The sequence below is a fragment of the Streptomyces sp. NPDC050988 genome (assembly GCF_044456225.1).
GTDB lineage: Bacteria > Actinomycetota > Actinomycetes > Streptomycetales > Streptomycetaceae > Streptomyces.
In genome coordinates, this window is the sequence record NZ_JBITFQ010000006.1 from 145713 (window position 1) to 166869 (window position 21157).

General features: G+C 69.9%; 22 protein-coding genes. 14 read left to right on the forward strand and 8 right to left on the reverse strand.

Translation table 11 applies throughout. From position 1 onward, the window contains the following. Positions 1-228: 228 nt before the first annotated feature. Positions 229-537: a small hydrophobic protein gene (locus tag ACIBEI_RS16470; RefSeq protein ID WP_398889223.1), complete on the reverse strand. Its 309-nt coding sequence runs from the start codon at positions 535-537 to the stop codon at positions 229-231. Between the two features lie 311 nt (positions 538-848). Continuing rightward, positions 849-2468, reverse strand: coding sequence for an MFS transporter (locus ACIBEI_RS16475; protein ID WP_398889225.1), 1620 nt, complete (start codon positions 2466-2468; stop codon positions 849-851). Positions 2469-2626: 158 nt separating this feature from the next. Between ACIBEI_RS16475 and ACIBEI_RS16480 the strand changes: the two genes are divergently transcribed. The 3 genes from ACIBEI_RS16480 to ACIBEI_RS16490 all read left to right on the forward strand — a co-directional run bounded on the left by ACIBEI_RS16480 (position 2627) and on the right by ACIBEI_RS16490 (position 5644). Further along, on the forward strand, positions 2627-3295 hold the full coding sequence (locus ACIBEI_RS16480) for a TetR family transcriptional regulator (protein ID WP_398889227.1): 669 nt from the start codon (positions 2627-2629) through the stop codon (positions 3293-3295). Positions 3296-3468: 173 nt separating this feature from the next. After that, positions 3469-4692: an alpha/beta hydrolase gene (locus ACIBEI_RS16485; protein ID WP_398889229.1), complete on the forward strand. Its 1224-nt coding sequence runs from the start codon at positions 3469-3471 to the stop codon at positions 4690-4692. A gap of 58 nt (positions 4693-4750) precedes the next feature. Next, positions 4751-5644, forward strand: a complete 894-nt coding sequence (locus ACIBEI_RS16490) for a DUF4429 domain-containing protein (RefSeq protein WP_398889599.1) — start codon at positions 4751-4753, stop codon at positions 5642-5644. A 114-nt stretch (positions 5645-5758) separates the two neighbouring features. Here ACIBEI_RS16490 and ACIBEI_RS16495 read toward each other — a convergent pair whose 3' ends face one another. Next, positions 5759-6775, reverse strand: a complete 1017-nt coding sequence (locus ACIBEI_RS16495) for an aldo/keto reductase (protein WP_398889231.1) — start codon at positions 6773-6775, stop codon at positions 5759-5761. After that, positions 6772-7236 (reverse strand): MerR family transcriptional regulator, encoded by a 465-nt coding sequence (locus ACIBEI_RS16500; RefSeq protein ID WP_398889233.1) that lies wholly within the window; start codon positions 7234-7236, stop codon positions 6772-6774. The genes ACIBEI_RS16495 and ACIBEI_RS16500 overlap by 4 nt, the downstream gene beginning before the upstream one ends. A 96-nt stretch (positions 7237-7332) precedes the next feature. Here ACIBEI_RS16500 and ACIBEI_RS16505 point away from each other — a divergent pair, with 96 nt between their 5' ends. Both ACIBEI_RS16505 and ACIBEI_RS16510 read left to right on the forward strand, forming a co-directional pair. Continuing rightward, entirely contained in the window at positions 7333-7803 is a 471-nt protein-coding gene (locus ACIBEI_RS16505; protein WP_398889234.1) for a GNAT family N-acetyltransferase, read from the forward strand. A 100-nt stretch (positions 7804-7903) separates the two neighbouring features. Beyond that, complete coding sequence (locus ACIBEI_RS16510) at positions 7904-8731, forward strand: serine hydrolase domain-containing protein (protein ID WP_398889236.1); 828 nt, start codon at positions 7904-7906, stop codon at positions 8729-8731. A gap of 6 nt (positions 8732-8737) precedes the next feature. Here the strand turns inward: ACIBEI_RS16510 and ACIBEI_RS16515 are convergent, their stop codons facing one another. Next, the gene (locus ACIBEI_RS16515; RefSeq protein ID WP_359722777.1) at positions 8738-9391 is read right to left on the reverse strand and encodes a pirin family protein; all 654 of its coding nucleotides are present in this window, start codon (positions 9389-9391) and stop codon (positions 8738-8740) included. A gap of 80 nt (positions 9392-9471) precedes the next feature. Between ACIBEI_RS16515 and fasR the strand changes: the two genes are divergently transcribed. The 5 genes from fasR (at position 9472) to ACIBEI_RS16540 (ending at position 14546) form a co-directional block, all read left to right on the forward strand. Continuing rightward, the gene (fasR, locus tag ACIBEI_RS16520; RefSeq protein ID WP_189838055.1) at positions 9472-10677 is read left to right on the forward strand and encodes a fatty acid biosynthesis transcriptional regulator FasR; all 1206 of its coding nucleotides are present in this window, start codon (positions 9472-9474) and stop codon (positions 10675-10677) included. Positions 10678-10766: 89 nt separating this feature from the next. After that, positions 10767-11702, forward strand: a complete 936-nt coding sequence (locus tag ACIBEI_RS16525) for an ACP S-malonyltransferase (protein WP_398889238.1) — start codon at positions 10767-10769, stop codon at positions 11700-11702. Positions 11703-11724: 22 nt separating this feature from the next. Further along, positions 11725-12756 (forward strand): ketoacyl-ACP synthase III, encoded by a 1032-nt coding sequence (locus ACIBEI_RS16530; RefSeq protein ID WP_398889240.1) that lies wholly within the window; start codon positions 11725-11727, stop codon positions 12754-12756. A gap of 71 nt (positions 12757-12827) precedes the next feature. Next, positions 12828-13076: an acyl carrier protein gene (locus tag ACIBEI_RS16535; protein ID WP_055611752.1), complete on the forward strand. Its 249-nt coding sequence runs from the start codon at positions 12828-12830 to the stop codon at positions 13074-13076. Positions 13077-13250: 174 nt separating this feature from the next. Further along, positions 13251-14546 carry a beta-ketoacyl-[acyl-carrier-protein] synthase family protein gene (locus ACIBEI_RS16540; RefSeq protein ID WP_398889242.1) on the forward strand — a complete coding sequence of 432 codons (1296 nt, stop codon included), beginning with the start codon at positions 13251-13253 and terminating at the stop codon, positions 14544-14546. Positions 14547-14704: 158 nt separating this feature from the next. Here ACIBEI_RS16540 and ACIBEI_RS16545 read toward each other — a convergent pair whose 3' ends face one another. Further along, the gene (locus ACIBEI_RS16545; protein WP_055611750.1) at positions 14705-15199 is read right to left on the reverse strand and encodes a DUF3145 domain-containing protein; all 495 of its coding nucleotides are present in this window, start codon (positions 15197-15199) and stop codon (positions 14705-14707) included. 288 nt (positions 15200-15487) lie between these two features. Here ACIBEI_RS16545 and ACIBEI_RS16550 point away from each other — a divergent pair, with 288 nt between their 5' ends. Further along, on the forward strand, positions 15488-16402 hold the full coding sequence (locus tag ACIBEI_RS16550; protein WP_398889243.1) for an SGNH/GDSL hydrolase family protein: 915 nt from the start codon (positions 15488-15490) through the stop codon (positions 16400-16402). Between the two features lie 81 nt (positions 16403-16483). Here the strand turns inward: ACIBEI_RS16550 and ACIBEI_RS16555 are convergent, their stop codons facing one another. Together ACIBEI_RS16555 and ACIBEI_RS16560 are read right to left on the reverse strand one after the other, a co-directional pair. Further along, entirely contained in the window at positions 16484-17161 is a 678-nt protein-coding gene (locus tag ACIBEI_RS16555; protein ID WP_398889245.1) for a response regulator, read from the reverse strand. Beyond that, positions 17162-18343, reverse strand: coding sequence for a sensor histidine kinase (locus ACIBEI_RS16560; protein ID WP_398889247.1), 1182 nt, complete (start codon positions 18341-18343; stop codon positions 17162-17164). 153 nt (positions 18344-18496) lie between these two features. Between ACIBEI_RS16560 and ACIBEI_RS16565 the strand changes: the two genes are divergently transcribed. The 3 genes from ACIBEI_RS16565 to ACIBEI_RS16575 all read left to right on the forward strand — a co-directional run bounded on the left by ACIBEI_RS16565 (position 18497) and on the right by ACIBEI_RS16575 (position 21146). Further along, positions 18497-18796, forward strand: a complete 300-nt coding sequence (locus ACIBEI_RS16565) for a hypothetical protein (protein WP_398889249.1) — start codon at positions 18497-18499, stop codon at positions 18794-18796. Positions 18797-18969: 173 nt separating this feature from the next. Continuing rightward, entirely contained in the window at positions 18970-20478 is a 1509-nt protein-coding gene (locus ACIBEI_RS16570) for an alpha/beta hydrolase (RefSeq protein ID WP_398889251.1), read from the forward strand. Positions 20479-20492: 14 nt separating this feature from the next. Next, a complete protein-coding gene (locus ACIBEI_RS16575) occupies positions 20493-21146 on the forward strand; it encodes a hypothetical protein (RefSeq protein ID WP_398889253.1) in 654 nt (217 codons plus the stop codon). Positions 21147-21157: the final 11 nt, after the last annotated feature.

Consider the following 21157-nt stretch of genomic DNA (forward strand, 5'->3'; position numbering starts at 1 on the left):
CGGTTTGCGGTTTGCGGTTGTTCGTCGGGTGCGGGTGGGTGGGGGCTGGTCGCGCAGTTCCCCGCGCCCCTAAAGACTAAAAGCATGCGGCTGTCGGCAACTGCATGTTTTTAGGGGCGCGGGGAACTGCGCGACCAGCCACACACGACCCGCACCCGACGACCATCCACAGCACGGTCCCCCACGTCCCTGAAAAGGGGACACGGGGGACCATTTCAATGCTGCCGGCTAGAACATCCCGTTGCCGGGGCCTGCCATACCGGCCATCCAGACGATCGCCAGGATCGTGTCGATCGCGCCCAGTACCAGTGCGATCAGCGCCGGCAGTGGGCGGGCGCCGTTCCAGCGGCGTCCCATGGCCAGCCATCCGCAGGCGATCGCCAGTGGGCCGAGGATGATCCCCAGCACGAAGAACCCGGCGACCGCGCAGATGACTCCGATGATTCCGAGCGTCGCGCGGTCCGGCCCGCTCCGTGACCCCGTACGGCGACGTGAGCGAGGGTGTTTGCGCGTGGTGTGACCGAAGCCCGCCATCATCAACTCCCTGGACCTCTGAGCCGGCCGAATGCCGGCCGGTTCGGGCTCGGAAGTCGGGTACCCCGGTCCGTTCGGTTCAGACCCGTACTTTTTCTCCCACCGGTTCCGCGGCGCGCTGCCCCCCTCCGGCAGCGCGCCCCGGCCTCACCGAACTGCCCGTTTCGTACGGATCAGTTGAGAGCACTCTGACCTGCGGCACGGCCGATATGAAAGTCATACGGAATGGCGTCACCCTGATAGGCGAAAGCCCCGCCGAGTGAACTCGGCGGGGCCGGGCCGGAGATGGCCGACAGGGACGGACAAAGAGCGGACTAGATGTGTCCGACTCCCGCGCCCGCCTCCGCGTTGGCACCCCGCTTGGTGAGGAACGCGACGAAGATGGCCACGAAGGCGACGCCGGCCGCGACGAGGCTCGCCAGGCTCATGCCGGAGATGAACGTGTCGTGCGCGACGCCCGTGATCTTCTCGGCCAACTCGGGCGGCGTGCCCGGTGCCACCGGCGCGGCGCCGACCTGGACCGCCTCCTTGGCCTGGTCGAGCTGGACCGGGGTGAGCTGCGGAAGGCCCGCGCCCGCCCAGTTGCCCGCGAGGTCGCCGTCGACCTTGGAGGCCATCACGGCACCCAGGACCGCCGTACCGAGGCTGCCGCCGATCTGCATCGCGGCCTGCTGGAGACCGCCGGCGACACCGGAGAGCTCCATCGGCGCGTTGCCCACGATGACCTCCGTGGCGCCGACCATGACCGGCGCGAGGCCGAGACCGAGGAGCGCGAACCAGATCGACATGAGCCCGCTGCTCGTGTCCGTCTCCAGCGTCGACACACCGAACATGGCGATGGCCGTGAGCGCCATGCCGCCCGCGAGCGGGATGCGCGGTCCCGTCTTGGTGATCATCGCGCCGGCCAGGGGCGAGCCGACGATCATCATGCCGGTGAGCGGCAGCAGGTGCAGGCCCGCGTCGATCGGGCTCATCCCGTGCACGTTCTGCAGGTAGAAGGTGACGAAGAACAGGCCGCCCATGAAGGCGATCGCCATGAGCACCATCAGGACCACACCGGCCGACAGTGCCACGGAACGGAAGAGTCCGAGCGGGATGAGCGGCTCGGCGACCCGGTTCTCCCAGAACGCGAACAGTGCGAAGCCGAGCACGGAGATGGCCAGGAACGACCACGTCATGGCGTCGCCCCAGCCCCACTCCGGGGCCTTGATGAGCGCCCAGACCAGGCAGAACATGGCGCCGGACAGCAGGCCGATACCGGGGAGGTCGAACGAGCGCGGCGCGTTCTCCGCGCGGTGGTCGGTGAGGATCACCACGCCGAGGACGACCGCGATGATGCCGACCGGCACGTTGATGAAGAAGACGGACTGCCAACTGACGTGCTCGACGAGGACACCGCCGAGGATCGGGCCGCCCGCGGTGGAGGCGCCGATGACCATGCCCCAGATGCCGATCGCCATGTTCAGCTTCTCGGCCGGGAAGGTGGCGCGCAGCAGACCGAGCGCGGCCGGCATCAGCAGTGCGCCGAACAGGCCCTGGAGCACTCGGAAGACGACCACGAAGGCGATGCTGTCGGAGAGGCCGATGGCACCCGAGGCGGCCGCGAAGCCGACCACGCCTATCAGGAACGTCTGCCGGTGGCCGAACCGGTCACCGAGCTTGCCCGCCGTGATCAGCGTGACGGCGAGCGCGAGGAAGTAGCCGTTGGTGATCCACTGAACGTCCGCGAAGCTGGCGTTCAGGTCCTTCTGGATGGCCGGGTTGGCGATGGCCACGATGGTGCCGTCCAGGGCCACCATCATCACGCCCACGGCCACGGTGAACAGGGTGTACCAAGGGTGGCCGCGCAGCCCCTTGCCCGGGGTCGGACCGGAGGCGGCGGGCGGAGCCTTGTCGGCCGGGCCGGTCGTGTCGACGGTGGTCTGACTAGTCATGCACCGAGGCTAATGACAGCCACTGACAGTTGACAAACCAATTCACAAGTCGGTAACTGTCACGTCACTCACGGATAGTCTGAGCTGGGCGGAACGGACACCTGCGGCGCGCCGGAGGGACGGAACAGACGCGGCCACGGCAAACGAGAAGAGGTTCCATGGACACGGCGTCACGGCCGGGACTGCGCGAGCTCAAGAAACAGCGCACCCGGGACGCCCTGGTGCGGGCCGCCCTGGAACTGTTCACGACCCAGGGGTACGAGCGGACGACCGTCGACGAGATCGTCGAGGCCGTCGACGTCTCGCAGCGCACGTTCTTCCGGTACTTCGCGGGCAAGGAGGACGCCGCCTTCGCCGTCCAGGAGATGGCCGAGTCGCATTTCGTCGCGGCGGTGCGCGGGCGTCCCGCCCACGAGGCCCCGCTGGACGCGCTGCGCCAGGCCGTCATGGCCAGCTGGGACACCATCGGCGAGGCCATCGAGGCCGTCATCCCGCTCGAACTGCACATGCGCGCCTTCCAGTTGATCGAGTCGACGCCCGCGCTGCTCGCCGCCCACCTGCGCCGCCAGGAGGGACTGGAGGAGGAACTCGCGCGAGTGATCGCTGAGCGTGAGGGCCTCGATGTGGACACCGACCCGCGGCCGCGCCTGGTCATGGCCGTTTTCGGCGGGGTGATGCGGCTGACGGGCCGGCTCTGGGGCGCGGGTGAGGACTTCAGCGTGGCGGCGATGCGTGAGCTGACCGCCTCGTATCTCGACCAGGTGGGGCCCGCGTTGGCGGAGAACTGGCGTACGGGCGGCGGGGACGACCGTACGGACACTGAGTGACGGCGGTCGCACGCAGGGTCGGACTCCGCTGACGGCAAGGCCCGTCGGGCACCTACGCAGGGTGACGGATCGACTCAATCGATGCCCGGTTTTACCCAATTACCCCTCATGAAACGTGATCCGCCTCACTCGGTTAACGCGAGACACTCTCGTTCTCCTAGTGTGTCCTTTCAGTGACTTCCTTCGACTCCACCCCCCAACTCAACGTCTGGCGCATGTTGCTCGCGCTGGCCGTGGTGTTCGTGATGCTCGGGACCACCGGCTGGACAGCTGTGCGCAACCACCGGGGCGCGACCACCCCGCTCGCGGCGTCGCTGTCCGCCTGGGAACGCGGTCACATAGGCGGGCACCGGCTGCCCGACCCGGACGACACGACGCCCGCCAGGCTGGCCCACTTCTTCGCCTCGCTCGACGCGCGGCAGCGGGCCCGGCTCGCCACCCGCTATCCGCTGGCGGTCGGCAACATGAACGGGGCGCCGGTACAGCTCCGGTACCGCGCCAACCAGATCGCCCTCGGCCAGGCACGCAAGGTCGAGCTCAAACGCATGGACGACGACCGGCTCTCGCCGACCGGACAGTACGAGGCCGGCCGCCGGATGCACCGGTACGAGGACCTGATGAGCGGGGAGCGCCGCATCCTCGCCTTCGACCCGATGGGCTCCGGCCGGGTCGCGGAGGTCTTCGGAGACCTGGACAGGGCCGAGCGGGTCTCGGTCGTCGTGCCCGGCGTCGACACCAACCTCCTGACCTTCCAGCGCACCAACAAGACGTACTCGGCGCCCGTCGGCATGGCCAAGTCCCTGCACAGCGCCGAGCGGGCCGCGAGCCCGGAGACACGTACGGCCGTCATCGCCTGGGCCGACTACACGGCGCCCAGCGGACTCGGCATGGACGCGGCCACCGGGATCCGCGCCGAGGAGGGCGCGGTCCGGCTCAACGCCCTGGTCCGTGCCCTGCCCGGACGCTCCGGCGTGGCCCTGTACTGCCACAGCTACGGCTCGGTCGTCTGCGGTGTCGCCGCGCACTCGCTGCCCTCGCGGGTCTCCGACATAGCGGTGGCGGGCAGCCCCGGTATGCGGGTCGAGAAGGCCGCGCAGCTGCGCACCTCAGCCCGGGTGTGGGCCGTACGGGACTCCGACGACTGGATCGAGGACGTACCGCATCTGGAGGTCGGCGGGCTCGGTCACGGGGCCGATCCGATGTCCTCGGACTTCGGCGCGCGCGTGCTGTCGGCCCGGGGCGCCCGGGGACACACGGGGTACTTCGTGCCCGGCACCGACAGCCTGCGGAACTTCGCCGAGATCGGGATTGGCGCGTACCGCGCGGTGCGCTGCGCCCACGAGGATGACGTGTGCCGGGAGGGTTTGTCCGACACGGCTGAAGTCGGACGCGCGTAGAGAACGAAGAAAGTGCGGTCTGCTCAGGGAGGGGACTACGAAGCGCATGCCGCATACGATGGCCCGCATGGGTGACGTACTGGCCGGATTTCATGCCGCCTGGGAGTTCGAGTCCGACTCCGTGCTCATCCGCTTCGAACGGGGGATTCGCACGCCGAAGCTGTTCCAGGCGCTCGGTGAGCGCCGCATCCCGCTCGACGCGATCGCGGCGGTGACGCTGACGCCCGGCAAGCGCGGGACGGTCGTCCTGCGCGCCGAGCCGAGACCGGGAGCGGATCCGCTCATGGAGGCGGCGGCGGGACAGCTCAAGGAGGGGTCCGACCCCTATCGGCTTGTGCTGCCCGCCGAGCGGGAGACGCTCGCCGAGTACTACGCGGACGAACTGCGGGCGATGCTCGCGACCAACGACCCGGGGCCCGCCGAGCGCTATCTGGTGCAACCGCCCGAGACGCCGCTGCAGTTCAAGGCGTACGACGGAAAGGCGTCCTTCGACGGGAAGACCGTCCACTTCCGGTGGTTCTGGACGGGGGCGTCCTCCGCCAAGTGGAAGGCCGGCGACCAGGGTTTCGCCGTGTCCGACCTGTGTGGTGTCGAGTGGCGCTCGCCCGAGGTCTTCGAGGGGCATCTGCGGCTGCTGCGCCGTGACTCGGGGATTTCGCAGCCGGCTCAGGCGGATCAGGATCCGGCCGCCGTTGTCTTCGGGCTGGGGTACGGGCCGGTGCACGAGTCGTTGCCGTTCGCCGCGGCGGTGCTTGCGGCGGTTCGGACCGGTGGGGCTTCGGCCCCCCTGCCCGAGAGTCCGGGGGCCGGGACCGCGGGCGGGGCGGGGGCTCGGCGGGATCCGGCCGACATCGCCGACCGGATCCGGCATCTTGGCGAGCTTTATGAGGCTGGGCTCGTCACGGATGAGGAGTTCTCGATGAAGAAGGCCGAGTTGTTGGCCGAGCTTTGAGGTGTGAGGGGGGGCGGGGGGAGGGGCTGCGGGGCCGTTCGTTGGCTGCGGGCCGTTGTGGCTGGTCGCGCAGTTCCCCGCGCCCCTGAAGGGGCGAACCCCCTCACGGGCTCGCTACTCCCTGCCCGCCGACACGAACGTCATGTCCGCGTAGCGGGTGCCTGATACCTGGGCGGCGATGGCGTTCAGGGTGGCCAGGTCGTCCTCGCTCAGGACGATGCGGGTTGCCGCCGTGTTCTCCTCGATCCGGGTGCGCCTGCGGGTGCCCGGGATGGGGATCACGGGGAGGTCGTGGACGGACGCCTGCTGGTGGACCCAGGCCAGGGCGATCTGGCCCACGGAGGCGTCGTGGGCCTTCGCCACCGCCCGGATCGGCTCCAGGAGGGCCGCGTTCGCCGCCGCGTTGTCACCGGTGAAGCGGGGCTGCTGGCGGCGGAAGTCGTCGGCGGTCAGTTCCGTGTCGGCGTTCGTGAAGGAGCCGGTGAGGAAGCCCCGGCCGAGCGGCGAGTACGGGACCAGCGTCACGCCCAGTTCCCGGGCCGCCGGGACCACACCCGCCTCGATGTCCCTGCTGAACAGCGACCACTCCGACTGGACGGCCGCGATCGGGTGCACCGCCTGCGCGGCCCGGAGTTCGCCGCCCGTGACCTCGCTGAGGCCGAGCTGCTTGACCTTGCCCTCGCGGACCAGCTCGGCCATGGCGCCGACGGTCTCCTCGATGGGGACGTTCACGTCACGGCGGTGCATGTAGTAGAGGTCGATCACATCGACACCCAGCCGCTTGAGGCTCGCCTCCACGGCCTGCCGGATGTACGGCGGGTCGTTGCGGATGATCCGCTTCGTCGGCTCGTCCGGCGGAATCGCCAAGGCGAACTTGGTCGCTATGACGACCTCGTCGCGGTGCGCCCGGAAGAACGGCGACAGGAACTCCTCGTTCTCCCCCTGGCCGTACGCGTCCGCCGTGTCGTAGAGCGTCACGCCGAGTTCCAGCGCGCGCTCCAGCGTGGCCCGGGCCTCCTCGGCGTCCGTCGGGCCGTACGCGAAACTCATGCCCATGCAGCCGAGGCCCTGCACTCCGACCTCGGGGCCGCCCGTACCGAGCTGCGCCTTCGCGATCCTGCTGTCCGTCATCGGGACCTCTCCGACGCCAGGGCCCGCCCGGCGTCCGCATAGAAATTGATCTTCCGGTCGAGCACCGCGAGGGTGTCCTGGAGCTCGGCGATCCGCGCCTGTACGTCCCGACGGGTGGCTTCGAGCAGCTCGAAGCGGTCGGCGTACGTGTGGTCGCCCTCACGCACCATCTCCGCGTACCGCACCATCCCGGCGACCGGCATCCCGGTCAGCCGCAGCTTGCCCACGAGGTCGAGCCAGTCGAGGTCGCGGTTGCTGTAGCGGCGCTGGCCGGTGTGCGAGCGGTCGATGTGGGGCATCAGCCCGATCCGCTCGTACCAGCGGAGGGTGTGCGCCGTCAGGCCGGTGAAGGCGACGACCTCGCTGATCGTGTACTGGTCCTCGCCGTCCGGACGCCGGGCCGCGTGCGGCAGGCCGGCACAGGTGTTGTTCCTGGTGTCCGTGGTCTCCATCACCGTCATGACCTCAACGCTAAAACCTTGGAGTGCACTCCAAGCAAGCGGATTCCGGTGAAATTCCGACGACATCGGCCGGGGCCCGTGGCTACCGTGCCGATCATGAGCCTTGTACGTCGTGCCGTGCCCGAGGACGCCGAGGAACTGCTCCGACTGCGGCAGGTGATGATCGACTCCCAGCCAGGTGCGGATACGTCCGCTGACTGGCATGCCGAGTCCCTGGCCACCGTACGGGGGCGGCTGGCCGATCCCGACGGGGGTTTCGCCGCGTTCGTCGTCGATCACCCCGAGCGGGTGGGGACGCTGGGGGCGCTGGTCGCGGGGACGGTGGAGTACCGGATCGGGCGGGCCGGGAATCCGCACGGGCGGATCGGTTACGTGTTCAGTGTGGCGACCGATCCCGAGGTGCGGCGGCGGGGGTATGCGCGGGCGTGCATGGAGGCGTTGGTGGTGTGGTTCCGGGAGGAGGGGGTCGGTCAGATCGATCTGACCGCTTCGGCGGAGGCTGCGCCGCTGTATGCGTCGATGGGGTTTGTGCGGACGCCTGATCCTTTGATGCGGCTTCGGTTTTGAGTGCGGGCCCGGTGGGGGCTTGTCGCGCAGTTCCCCGCGCCCCTAAAAGACGGGGTGCTGCCCGAACCCCGCTCATCACCCTGGTCGTAGGCTCTTGTGCATGTCTTTGGAGAGTCTCGCCCTCATCGAGAAGTGGCCCGTTCCTACCGTTGCCGCTGCCGTCGTACGGGCGGATGGCACAGTGCTCGGCAGCCGTGGGCCCGTCACTCAGCGGTTCACGCTCGCCTCTGTGACGAAGCCCCTCGCCGCGTACGCCGCCCTTGTCGCGTACGAGGAAGGGGCCGTCGAACTGGATGAGCCCGCCGGACCCGAGGGGTCCACCGTGCGGCATCTGCTCGCGCACACCAGTGGGCTGGCCTTCGACGAGCACCGGGTGACGGCGGCGCCGGGGCTGCGGCGGCTGTACTCCAACGCCGGGTTCGAGCAGCTGGGGGATCACATCGCGAAGGCGACGGAGATTCCCTTCGGTGAGTATCTGAAGCAGGCGGTGCTCGAACCGCTCGGGATGACGTCGACGGCCCTCGACGGCTCGCCCGCGAAGGACGGTGTCTCGACCGTCGACGATCTGGTGCGGTTCGCCGCCGAGGTGCAGGCCCCGCGGCTGCTCGACCCTCGGACCGTCGCCGAGGCGATGACCGTGCAGTACCCGGGGACCAAGGGTGTCCTGCCGGGATACGGGCACCAGAACCCCAACGACTGGGGCCTCGGCTTCGAGATCCGGGACTCCAAGTCGCCCCACTGGACGGGCGGTTCGTCCTCGCCCCGGACCTTCGGGCACTTCGGCCAGTCCGGTACGTTCCTGTGGATCGACCCCGTCGCGGGAGCCGCCTGCGTGGCGCTGACGGACCGGGCGTTCGGGCCGTGGGCCGTCGAGGTGTGGCCCGCCTTCACGGACGCGGTGCTCGCCGAACTCTCCAGCGCCCCGTAAGGCTCCCTACGCCATCTCCCAGAACAGCAGCTCCGCCCCGTCCCGGGCGACCGCCTCCAGGTCCTTCGCGTCCGTGATGCGGGCCGCGTCACCGGGGCTCAACACCCAGCTGTCCAGCAGGACTTCGCCGCGTACGACATGGGCGTACACGAACGGCGCGTCGGGGACGGCGGTGCGCTCCCCCGGCGCGAGGCGGCGGACGTGGAGCATCGCGGCCGCCTCCGGGACGGCGTACGGGGTGGAGTCGGCGATGCCGTGGACGACCTCGTACGCGGGGTCGCCGCCCGGCTCCAGCGGGGCGAGCCACATCTGGACGAAGAGCAGTGGTGTGTCGCCGTCGTTGCGTTCGATGTGGCGGACGCCGCCCGCCGAGCTGAGGCGCTGCACGTCACCGGGGCGTACGACCGACTCGTGGCCGGTCGTGTCGCGGTGGGTCAGCTCGCCCTCGACGACCCAGGTGACGATCTCGGTGTGGCTGTGCGGGTGCTCGTCGAAGCCGGCGCCGGGTGCCAGGCGCTCCTCGTTGCAGGCGATGACCGCGCCGAAGCGGAGGTTGTCCGGGTCGTAGTGCGGGCCGAAGGAGAAGGCGTGCAGGGACTCGATCCCGGCCGCCGGGTCGCCTCCGCGGTAGCGCTCGTCGGCGCGCCGTACGTCCATCACGGACCCACCGTAGACCCGTCGGACGAGCCGTCCGAGACCCTCCGCCGCATACTCCCGTCCTGATAAGGCAGTCTTGTCCCGTGCCCGAACCCGAATCCAGCAACACCGAACGCGCTGCCCGCGCCGCCCATGCGCACGCCGCGACCCTGAAGCGGCTGGAGAAGTCGTCCGGCAGTCTCGCGGCCCAGGCGATCGCGCGCATGGACGAGACGCTGCCGTGGTACCGGGCGATGTCCCCGGAGAACCGGTCGTGGATCGGCCTCGTCGCCCAGGCGGGTATCGCCGCGTTCAAGGAGTGGTTCCGGCATCCGGACGCTCCCCAGGCGATCTCCACGGACGTCTTCGGCACCGCGCCGCGCGAGCTGACCAGGGCGATCACCCTGCGCCAGACGGTCGAGATGGTGCGGACGACGATCGAGGTCATGGAGAGCGCCATCGACGAGGTCGCCGCTCCCGGCGACGAGTCCGTGCTCCGCGAGGCACTGCTCGTGTACGCGCGGGAGATCGCCTTCGCGACCGCCCAGGTGTACGCGCAGGCCGCCGAGGCGCGCGGAGCCTGGGACGCCCGGCTGGAGTCCCTGGTCGTGAACGCCGTCCTCTCCGGCGAGGCGGACGAGGGCGCGGTGTCCCGGGCCGCGGCGCTCGGCTGGAACTCTCCCGAGCATGTGTGCGTGGTGCTGGGCACGGCGCCCGACGGTGACAGCGAGCTGACCGTCGAGGCCATCCGGCGGGCCGCCCGGCACGCCAAGCTGCAGGTGCTGACCGGGGTGCTCGGGGACCGGCTGGTCGTCATCGCGGGTGGCAGCGACAATCCGCTCGGTGTCGCCAAGTCCCTGATCGGGCCGTATGCCGCGGGCCCCGTGGTGGCCGGGCCCGTCGTGCCCGACCTGCTCGCCGCGACCCGCTCCGCGCAGGCGGCGGCCGCCGGCCTCAAGGCGTGTTTCGCCTGGCAGGACGCCCCGCGGCCGGTTCTGGCGGACGATCTGCTGCCGGAGCGCGCGATCGCCTCGGATCCCTCTGCCCGTGAACAGTTGGTGGAGGAGATCTACAGACCACTGGAGGAGGCCGGGTCCGCTCTCCTGGAGACGCTGAGCGTCTATCTCGAACAGGCGAGCAGTCTCGAAGGGGCGGCCCGGATGCTCTTCGTGCATCCCAACACCGTGCGCTACCGGCTTCGACGTGTGACTGACGTCACCGGCTGGTCGCCTTCGGATGTACGTTCGGCGTTCACGCTGCGGATCGCGCTGATCCTGGGGCGTCTGGCCGATGGAGATCCCCAGCTCTAGGCTTTTGTCGGGGACCTACAATTCCCCCTCCTGTTCTTCGTCCCTGTCCCCACGGGCGGCCGTGCCCGTCCACAAGAGAGAGTGTGAGAGTGCTCGTACTCGTCGCTCCCGGCCAGGGCGCCCAGACGCCCGGCTTCCTGACTCCCTGGCTCGACCTCCCCGGTGTCCGCGGTGCCCTTGAGGCGTGGTCCGACGCCGTGGAGCTCGACCTGATCCGCTACGGCACCGAGGGGGACGCGGAGGAGATCCGTGACACCGCGGTGGCGCAGCCGCTCCTGGTCGCGGCCGGGCTGACCTCCGCGTACACCCTCTTCGACGACCCGGCCCAGCTGCCGCTCAAGGTCGGCGCCGTCGCCGGACACAGCGTCGGCGAGCTGACCGCCGCCGCGCTCGCCGGGGTGCTCCCCGACGAGGAGGCCGTCCGCCTCGTCCGCGTCCGCGGACTGGCCATGGCGGAGGCGACCGCCGCCACCGCCACCGGAATGTCGGCGCTGCTCGGCGGCGACCCGGAAGTGACGATCCCGCACCTGGAGAAGCTCGGCCTGACCCCGGCGAACGTGAACGGCGCGGGCCAGGTCGTGGCCGCCGGCACGCTGGAGGAGCTGGCCGCCCTGGAGGCCGACAAGCCCGAGGGCGTACGCCGCGTGGTGGCCCTCAAGGTCGCGGGCGCGTTCCACACGCACCACATGGCCCCGGCGGTCGACACCCTCGCCCGCGCCGCGGCCGAGCTGTCGCCCGCCGACCCGACGGTCACGTACGTGTCGAACAAGGACGGGCAGGCCGTCACCGCCGGCTCGGAGGTCCTGGCCCGGCTGGTCGGCCAGGTCGCCAACCCGGTCCGCTGGGACCTGTGCATGGAGACCTTCAAGGAACTGGGCGTGACCGCGCTCCTGGAGGTGTGCCCCGGCGGCACCCTGACCGGTCTCGCCAAGCGCGCGCTGCCCGGCGTGAAGACGCTGGCGCTGAAGACACCCGACGACCTCGACGCGGCTCGCGAGCTCATCGCCGAGCACGCCTCCGCCTGAGCGCGTAAGGAGCCGACAGAGCATGTCGAAGATCAAGCCCAGCAAGGGCGCCCCGTACGCGCGCATCCTCGGGGTCGGCGGCTACCGCCCGGTCCGTGTCGTGCCGAACGAGGTGATCCTCGAAACGATCGACTCGTCCGACGAGTGGATCCGCTCGCGCTCCGGCATCGAGACCCGGCACTGGGCGAACGACGAGGAGACCGTCGCCGCCATGTCGATCGAGGCGTCCGGCAAGGCCATCGCCGACGCCGGGATCAGCGCCGAGCAGATCGGCGCCGTCGTCGTCTCGACCGTCTCGCACTTCAGCCAGACCCCGGCCGTCGCCACGGAGATCGCCGACAGGCTCGGCACGGCGAAGGCCGCGGCCTTCGACATCTCGGCGGGCTGCGCCGGCTTCGGCTACGGACTGACCCTGGCCAAGGGCATGGTCGTCGAAGGTTCCGCCGAGTACGTACTTGTCATCGGCGTCGAGCGGCTCTCCGACCTGACCGACCTGGAGGACCGCGCGACGGCCTTCCTGTTCGGTGACGGCGCGGGCGCGGTCGTCGTCGGCCCCTCCCAGGAGCCGCACATCGGCCCCACGGTCTGGGGTTCCGAGGGCGACAAGTCCCACACGATCAAGCAGACCATCCCCTGGGACCGTTTCCGGATCGGCGACGTGTCCCAACTGCCCCTGGACTCCAAGGGCGAGGTCAAGTTCCCCGCGATCACGCAGGAAGGCCAGGCGGTGTTCCGCTGGGCCGTGTTCGAGATGGCGAAGGTCGCCAAGGAGGCGCTGGACGCCGCCGGACTCACTGCGGACGACTTGGACGTCTTCATTCCCCACCAGGCCAACGAGCGGATCATCGACTCGATGGTGAAGACTCTCAAGCTGCCGGAACACGTCACGGTCGCCCGTGACGTGCGCACCACCGGTAACACCTCGGCCGCCTCGATCCCGCTCGCGATGGAGCGGCTCCTGGCGACCGGCGAGGCGAAGAGCGGCGACACCGCGCTCGTCATCGGCTTCGGGGCGGGTCTCGTGTACGCCGCGACGGTCGTTACCCTCCCCTAGGCACACCGCCCGGATCCTTCCGGGCGGGAGTACCGCCACACCCTCTGGATACACAAGAAGGAGCGCCTGACATGGCCGCCACTCAGGAAGAGATCGTCGCCGGTCTCGCCGACATCGTGAACGAGATCGCCGGCATCCCGGTCGAGGACGTCCAGCTGGAGAAGTCCTTCACCGACGACCTGGACGTCGACTCGCTGTCCATGGTCGAGGTCGTCGTCGCCGCCGAAGAGCGCTTCGACGTCAAGATCCCGGACGACGACGTCAAGAACCTCAAGACGGTCGGCGACGCGACCGAGTACATCCTCAAGCACCAGGGCTGAGCGCTCCGCTGAGAGTGCACTGCTTCGCCCGCGGGTCCGTTGTGGCTGGTCGCGCAGTTCCCCGCGCCCCTTCGGGGCACTGCCGAACCACACCGGACAGCACCGGACCCGCTTAGCCCCGCCACCCGGCGGTGGCGCCGCTGAATCCTCGTATCCGTTGGAGAAAGAATTCCCGTGAGCCCGACCAATCGCACCGTGGTCGTCACCGGTATCGGCGCAACCACACCGCTGGGTGGCGACGCAGCCTCTACCTGGGAGGGCCTGGTCGCCGGACGTTCCGGTGTCCGCCCTCTGGAGCAGGACTGGGCCGCCGACCAGGCGGTCCGTATCGCGGCGCAGATCGCCGTGGAGCCGGGCGAGGTCATTCCGCGCCCGCAGGCCCGCCGCCTCGACCGCTCGGCGCAGTTCGCGCTGATCGCGGCCAAGGAGGCCTGGGCGGACGCCGGCTTCGCCGGCAAGGCGGGCGAGACCGAGACATCAGCCGCTGCCGCGGCGGGAGCGGTCGACCCCGACCGTCTCGGCGCGGTCATCGCCTCCGGCATCGGTGGTGTCACGACCCTGCTCGACCAGTACGACGTGCTCAAGGAGAAGGGCGTACGCCGCGTCTCCCCGCACACCGTCCCCATGCTGATGCCGAACGGCCCCTCGGCCAACGTGGGTCTGCTCGTCGGCGCGCGCGCCGGTGTGCACACCCCGGTCTCCGCCTGCGCGTCGGGCGCCGAGGCCATCGGCTACGCCATCGAGATGATCCGCACCGGCCGCGCCGACGTCGTCGTCGCCGGTGGTACGGAGGCGGCGATCCACCCGCTGCCCATCGCCGCCTTCGGCAACATGATGGCGATGTCCAAGAACAACGACGACCCGCAGGGCGCCTCGCGTCCCTACGACCTCGGCCGGGACGGCTTCGTCCTCGGCGAGGGCGCGGGCGTCATCGTCCTGGAGTCGGCCGAGCACGCCGCCAAGCGCGGCGCCCGCGTGTACGCGGAGGCGGTCGGCCAGGGCATCTCGGCCGACGGCCACGACATCGTGCAGCCGGAGCCCGAGGGGCGGGGCATCGCCCACGCCCTGCAGAACCTGCTGGACAACACGGACCTGAACCCGGCGGAGATCGTGCACGTCAACGCGCACGCGACCTCCACACCGGCGGGTGACGTGGCCGAGCTGAAGGCGCTGCGCAAGGTCTTCGGCGACGACACCGACCACTTCGCGGTCTCCGGTACGAAGTCCATGACCGGGCATCTGCTGGGTGGTGCGGGTGGTGTCGAGTCCGTCGCCACGGTGCTCGCGCTGTACCACCGGGTCGCGCCGCCGACCATCAACGTCAACAACCTCGACCCCGAGGCCGAGGCCACCGCCGACATCGTTCGTGGTGAGGCGCGGAAGCTGCCCGTCGAGGGGCGGATCGCCGCGCTGAACGACTCGTTCGGCTTTGGCGGGCACAACGTGGTTCTGGCGTTCCGTACGGTCTGATTTCAGCCGTATTTGTGCTTACGGTGAGTGGCCCGGGCTCCTCTTTGAGGAACCCGGGCCACTTGTCGTTCGTTGAGTGTCGGCCGCGGGACGGTGGGGGCTTGTCGCGCCCACGCGGCGGAGCCGCAAATGTCACAGCCCCGCGCCCCTTACGGGGCTCAGACCACCTGATGGAGCCAGCGGACCGGAGCGCCCTCGCCTGCGTAGCGGAAGGGCTCCAGTTCGTCGTCCCAGGGCTTGCCGAGGAGCTTGGTGAGTTCGGACTCCAGTTGCGTTTCGCCCTGCTGGGAGCGGACCAGGGCGGCGCGCAGGCGGTCCTCGGGGATCAGGATGTCGCCGTGGATGCCGGTCACCGCGTGGAAGATGCCCAGCTCAGGGGTGCAGCTGTAGCGCTCCCCCTCGGCGGTGGCGCACGGTTCGGCGGTGACCTCGAAGCGCAGCATCTGCCAGCCGCGCAGCGCCGAGGCGAGCTTGGAGGCCGTGCCGACCTCGCCCTTCCAGGAGAACTCCGATCTCCAGGTGCCGGGGGACGCGGGCTGCCGGATCCAGTCGAGGCTGACTCGCGTGCCGAGCACACCCGCGACTGCCCATTCGACGTGCGGGCACAGCGCACGCGGCGCGGAGTGCACGTAGAGAACTCCACGTGTCGTCACTGGGACCTCCGGACAGAGCGGGCATCTTGTACTTTGGCGGAACGTCAGTGGCTGGGCAGCCACGTGGCGAGGCTACCGTGCGGCGGCGCAAGGAGTGTGACGTACCGTCGGTCCCAGCGCCCGGAAACACGGAGGTTTCACCCGGCGGGACGCGTGGCGGGCACCCGGCCGGGGGTCCGGCCCGCGGCGCGGCCGCGTATGGACCACACGTCCCCCGGGAAAACACAGCCACTCTGGTGGACGCTCCTGGGCGGGCCGCAGTTGCGCGACGAACGAGGGGAACTGGGGATGCGGAAGCGTGGTCACCGTTCACGAGGCGTCGCCGCGGCCGCGGCGGCGGCTCTGCTGGGCGTGGCGGGACTGGCCGGATGCGACGCGAGCGGCGGCAACTCCCCAGGCCCCACCGGCACCTCCGCACGGGCCGCGAAACCGTCCCCCAAACCCACTCCCGCCTGGGACAGCAGCCCGGATTCGCTGGCCGCGGTCGGCGACTCCATCACCCGTGGTTTCGACGCCTGCTCGGTGCTCACCGACTGCCCCGAGGTCTCGTGGGCGACCGGCACCGACACGAAGGTGAACAGCCTCGCGGTACGGCTCCTCGGCACGGCCGGTGCCGCCGAGCGCAGCTGGAACTACGCGCAGACCGGCTCCCGCATGGCCGATCTGCCCGGCCAGATGGCCCAGGCCGCGACGAAGAAGCCCGAGCTGGTCACGGTCATGGCCGGCGCGAACGACGCCTGCCGCTCGTCGGTCTCCGCGATGACCTCGGTGGAGGACTTCCGCACCCAGTTCCAGGACGCGCTGACCACACTGCGGGAGGCGCTGCCGAAGACGCAGGTGTACGTGTCCAGCGTGCCCGATCTGAAGCGGTTGTGGTCGGAGGGGCGGACCAACCAGCTGAGCAAGCAGATCTGGAAACTCGGTATCTGCCCGTCGATGCTGGGTGACGCCGACGCGTTGGACTCGGCTGCGACCTTGCGGCGGGACACCGTGCAGGACCGGGTGGAGGCGTACAACTCGGTGCTGCGGGAGGTGTGCGCGAAGGACGACCGGTGCCGGTTCGACGGTGGGGCGGTGTTCGAGTACCGGTTCGGTACGAAGCAGTTGAGTCACTGGGACTGGTTCCATCCCAGCAAGAACGGGCAGGCCCGGCTCGCGGAGATGGCGTACGCGGCTGTGACGTCACGTACCCCTCCGGCGTGAGGGGTGGGGGCGCCGCGGTTCTGAGCGGCTCCGCGGCCCGCCCCCTCGGAGCAGCGTCGGCCGCCCTCCGCGCCGGGCCGGTCATTCCTCAGCGTCACGGACCAGGAGCGCGATCTGCACTCGGTTGTCGACCGCCAGCTTGGTGAACAGGTTGCCCACGTGCGCCTTGACGGTCGCGACGCTGATGTACAGCCGCTCGGCGATCTCCGGGTTGCCCAGTCCGTCCGCGACGGCCCGAGCGGTCTCGAGTTCTCGTTCGGTCAGTGTGGACAGCCGTTTCCGTGCGGCTTCGCGGGATGAGTCGCGAGCGTAGGAGGACTGCGGGCTGGTGGCCGCGGCGATCACCCGTGCCGCGGCCGCCGGGGACAGCACGGAGTCGCCGTCCGCGACGGTCCGCACCGCGTCGAGAATCCGCGCCGGTTGGGTGTCCTTGAGGACGAACCCGAGTGCTCCGGCGTGCAGCGCGCCGAGTACCAGATCGTCGGAGTCGAAGGTGGTCAGCATGAGCACCCGCGGCGGCGGCGATCGGGTGAGGAGTTCCCGGGTCGCGCTGAGACCGTCACGGCCGGGCATCCGCACGTCCATCAGGACGACGTCCGGCCGCTGCTCGTCCACCACGGTGATCGCGGCGTCCCCGTCGGCCGCTTCCGCGACGACGGTCAGGTCCGGTTCGCCGTCGATGACGAGCCGCAGTGCCATCCGCACCAGCTGGTCGTCGTCGACGATGACGACGCGCACCGCCTCCCGCTCGGTATCCACTCAAGCTCTCTTTTCGTGTGTGGGGTTCGGCCAGGGTAGCCGCGCGGTGAGGACGTATCCGTTGTCGGGTGTGGGGCGGTGGTCGAGTCTTCCGCCGGCGATGGTGACGCGTTCGGTGAGGCCGAGCAGACCGAATCCCGATGTCGGTGGTTGTGCGGTTGCCGTGGTGGCCGGGGAGTTGTGGACGCTGACGTCGAGGTTGTCGCCTGCCGTTCCTTCGAGGGTGATGTGTACGTGTGCGCCTGGGGCGTGTTTGGCGGCGTTGGTCAGTCCTTCCTGGACGATCCGGTAGCAGGTGCGTCCGACGGCATCGGACGGTGTTCCCGCCACGGTGGTGGTGAGGGTGACGTCCAGTCCGGAGGCGCGGGCGTCGGCCACCAGTTCGGGGATGCGGTCGAGGGAGGGCTGGGGTGGTTCCGGGCGGCCCGGGTCGGCGCGGAGCACACCGAGGACATCCCGTAGTTCCTCCAGGGCCTGATGGGAGCCGTCGGCGATACCGCGGACCAGCACGCGGTTCTCCTCGGCGGTGAGGTCGCCGCGGTGGTCCAGCACTCCGGCCTGCATGGCGACCAGGGAGATCCGGTGCGCGAGCACGTCGTGCATCTCGCGGGCGATCCGGTTCCGTTCCAGGGCCCGTGCCTGCGCCGCTCGTGCGGTCTGTTCACGTTCCGCGCTCTCCGCCCGGTCCAGCAAGGACCGCACTTCGACGCGCCGCGCCCCGATGGCCATGCCCATGGCCACCGCGATGCCCGCGATCAGTGCCGGGAACGCGAGCTGGTACCAAAACAAGCCGGGCGAGCTCTGGACCGGGTAGAGCCCGTCGGCGAACTGTGACGCGGTCACCAGGGCTAGAGCGACGACCCCGATCTCCACCGGACGGCGACGCGTGGAGATCGAGACCAGCGCAAGGAACGCGGCACCTGAAGCGAGTGCCGACGCGGTCGAGGCGATCACGACGGTCATGGCGACGGCGAGCGGGAACCGGCGCCGCCACAGAAGCGCCGTCAGGCAGCCGATTGCCACCAGCGGATCACCGATGACGAACCATGAGCCCGTTTCGCCCGTCTGCCCCCGCAGCAACGCACCGATGGAGAGCCAGAGCGGTACCCCCACTGCCGCGGCCGCACCCAGCCGCCATGTCTGCTGCCACCACCCGAGCCGTGGCGCTACGTCCGTGTTCACCCGGCCATTGTCGCGACACCGTGCGGCCGGTGAGTCGGACCGCGGGACGAGGCGCCCCCGACCTGAGTCGAATCACCGCCCCGCCTTCGGTCGAAGGCGATGCGAGCCGCCGGGCCGATGTGTCTGCCGCTCCGCACGGACAGAGTCGTTCATGTGCCGAGACAACCGACAACCAGACGAGGAAACGCGCTGCGCAAGGGCGGCTGTACGGCCCTTGAGGCGGTCGGGATGGTGATCACAGCCCTGTCCGCCCAAGCGATGATCCGCGCTTTGCTCAACCAGGGCTCCGAGCCGCTGTGGGGCATCCTCAACGGGGTTCCCGGCGGCCTCACCGGCCAGATGATCCTCCTCGGACTCATCGCGGTTGTCGCAACGGTGTCCGGTGCCTGGGCACACACCCACAAGGAACCAACCACCGAGCGGGCCGGAAAACCCGGGGGAATCCGCGACTGAGCCCCAGCGGTCCACGCGCTCGGCCCGGCCGCTCCCTCTCTCCCTCCCACACACAACTCGCCCAGATCGACGTGCTGGTCCGCAGGAACGGCCGGCGGCGGAGCCGGGCTGTCCCGAACCCGCCCGTTTCGGCGCCCCCGTGCACCCCGTGCGCCCCTCAGGAGGACATTCAGATGCGTAAGAAAACCTTGTCCCTCGCACTCGCCGGCACCGCGGTGGCGGCGACCGCGGTGACGTTGACCGCGCTTCCGGAAGAGTCGGTGGCGACGACGTCGGACGCCGTGGAATGGGGCTCGTGCTCGGAGAAGAAGGCCGCTTCACCGGCCCCGTCAAAGGCCCCTTCACCGGCCCCTTCATCCCGTCTGGAGTGCTCGATCCTCGAAGTCCCGCTGGACTACCGCGATCCCGACGGCAGGCAGATAGAGATCGCCATCTCCCGGCTGGCGAGCGAGAAGCCCTCGCAGCGCCGCGGCGTGCTGCTGACCAATCCAGGCGGCCCCGGCATCTCAGGACTCGGCTACCCGTTCGCTCTCGCCTCAAAGCTGCCGCAGAAGGTGCTGGACTCCTACGACCTGATCGGCTTCGACCCGCGCGGCACCGGCCGCAGCACGCCGGTGACCTGTGACCTGACCCCGGAACAGCAGAGCCGCGGCAACCTGCCGCCGTACGCGCACACCGCGGCCGATGTCACGCGGGCGGCGAAGAGCGCGCGGACCATCGCCAAGCAGTGCGCCACCTCGAAGACGGCCTCGATGCTGCCGCACACCACCACCGCGAACGCCGCCCGCGACATGGACCGCATCCGGGAGGCACTGGGCGAGCCGAAGGTCTCGTACCTCGGTGGGTCCTACGGCACCTACCTCGGTTCGGTGTACACGACGCTGTTCCCGGGGCGCAGCGACCGGATCGTGCTCGACAGCAACCTGGGCCCCGGTGGCTACGACGTCACGGCCACGCGGTCGCTCGCCCGTGGACTGGAGGACCGGTTCCCGGACTTCGCGGCGTTCGCGGCAGCGCGCCCCGAGTACGGTCTGGGCACCACACCGGAGCAGGTGAAAGCGAAGTACTTCGAGCTCGCGAAGCGGTTGGAGGAGAAGCCGGTCCGGGGCATCGACGCGACGCTGTTCCGCGGGTACACCTTCGACCTCCTCTACACCGATGCGGCCATGCCCTCGGTGGCCGAGATGTGGCAGGCGCTCGACAAGGATCTGCCGCTGCCGCCCGGCACCCCGCCGGCGATACCGAATCTGGAGAACCTCATGTCCGCCCGATTCAATGTGATCTGCGGCGATTCGAACTGGCCGGAGACGGTCGAGGAGTACCAGCGGATGGTCGCGGTCGACCGGGAGAAGTACCCGATGCTGGGCGGGTCCGCGGCGAACATCGGACCGTGCGCGTTCTGGCCGGAGCCGATCGAGAAGCCGGTGCGCATCGGCGACCGGGGCCCGTCGAACGTGCTCATGGTGCAGAACGAGCGCGACCCGGGGACGCCGCTGGCCGACGCCAAGAAGCTGCGGAAGGCGCTCGGGAAGCGGGCCACGATGGTGACGGCCGACCAGGGCGGGCACGGTGTCTATCCGTTCGGCCTCAACACGTGCGCGAACGACGCGGTGACGTCCTTCCTGACCACCGGGCAGCGCCCCTCGCAGGACCTCGCCTGCGCGGCGGAGCCGGGCAAGTAGCGGGAGCGGGCGACATGTTCAAGGAGTGGCGGCACCGTCGGGCCGTACAGCGGGTCAAGCCCGGGGACGGGCGAGCGCTGAAGCGTTTCCGCTGGTGGCAGATGCTTTCCCGTGCGCTGTTCCATCTTCGGCTGACGAACGACGCCGGCCGGCAGCTGGACTACGCCGTCGACGTCAGGCATCAGAAGCAGTCGGACGGCTACGTCAAGGCACACCTGTACCTCGATGGCAGGCATCACGCCGAGTCCAGAGTCCCTGCCGTCTTCCCCGTCCAGGGCGGCAACGTCGAAGTAAGGGCGAGCAACTTCGGGCTCAAGCGCTGCCACTACGTCACCTCCGAGGGGGCCGAGTTCCAGCTCGTCCCGGACGCCGCCTCCGCCGAGGGACGCCGCATGCGCCTTGACCGATCGCACCCCGCACTGAGCCGCGGTATCGGTTTCCTCTCGCTGATCGTGGTGGTCATCGGCCTGGCTCTCCTGCTCCTTCAACTCGCCGAACAGCTCACCCGGGACCCGCAGGGCCTCGCCCAGTACGTCGGGACCTTCACCTCGCCCATTGATCTGCCGGCATCGGCCAACGCGGTGGTCGGGCTCGTGACTGTGGCGGCCAGCACCGAGCGGGCGCTGCGGCTGCGCTACAACTGGCTGCTCGACGGCGGGGCGGGCTGACCCCGCCCCTC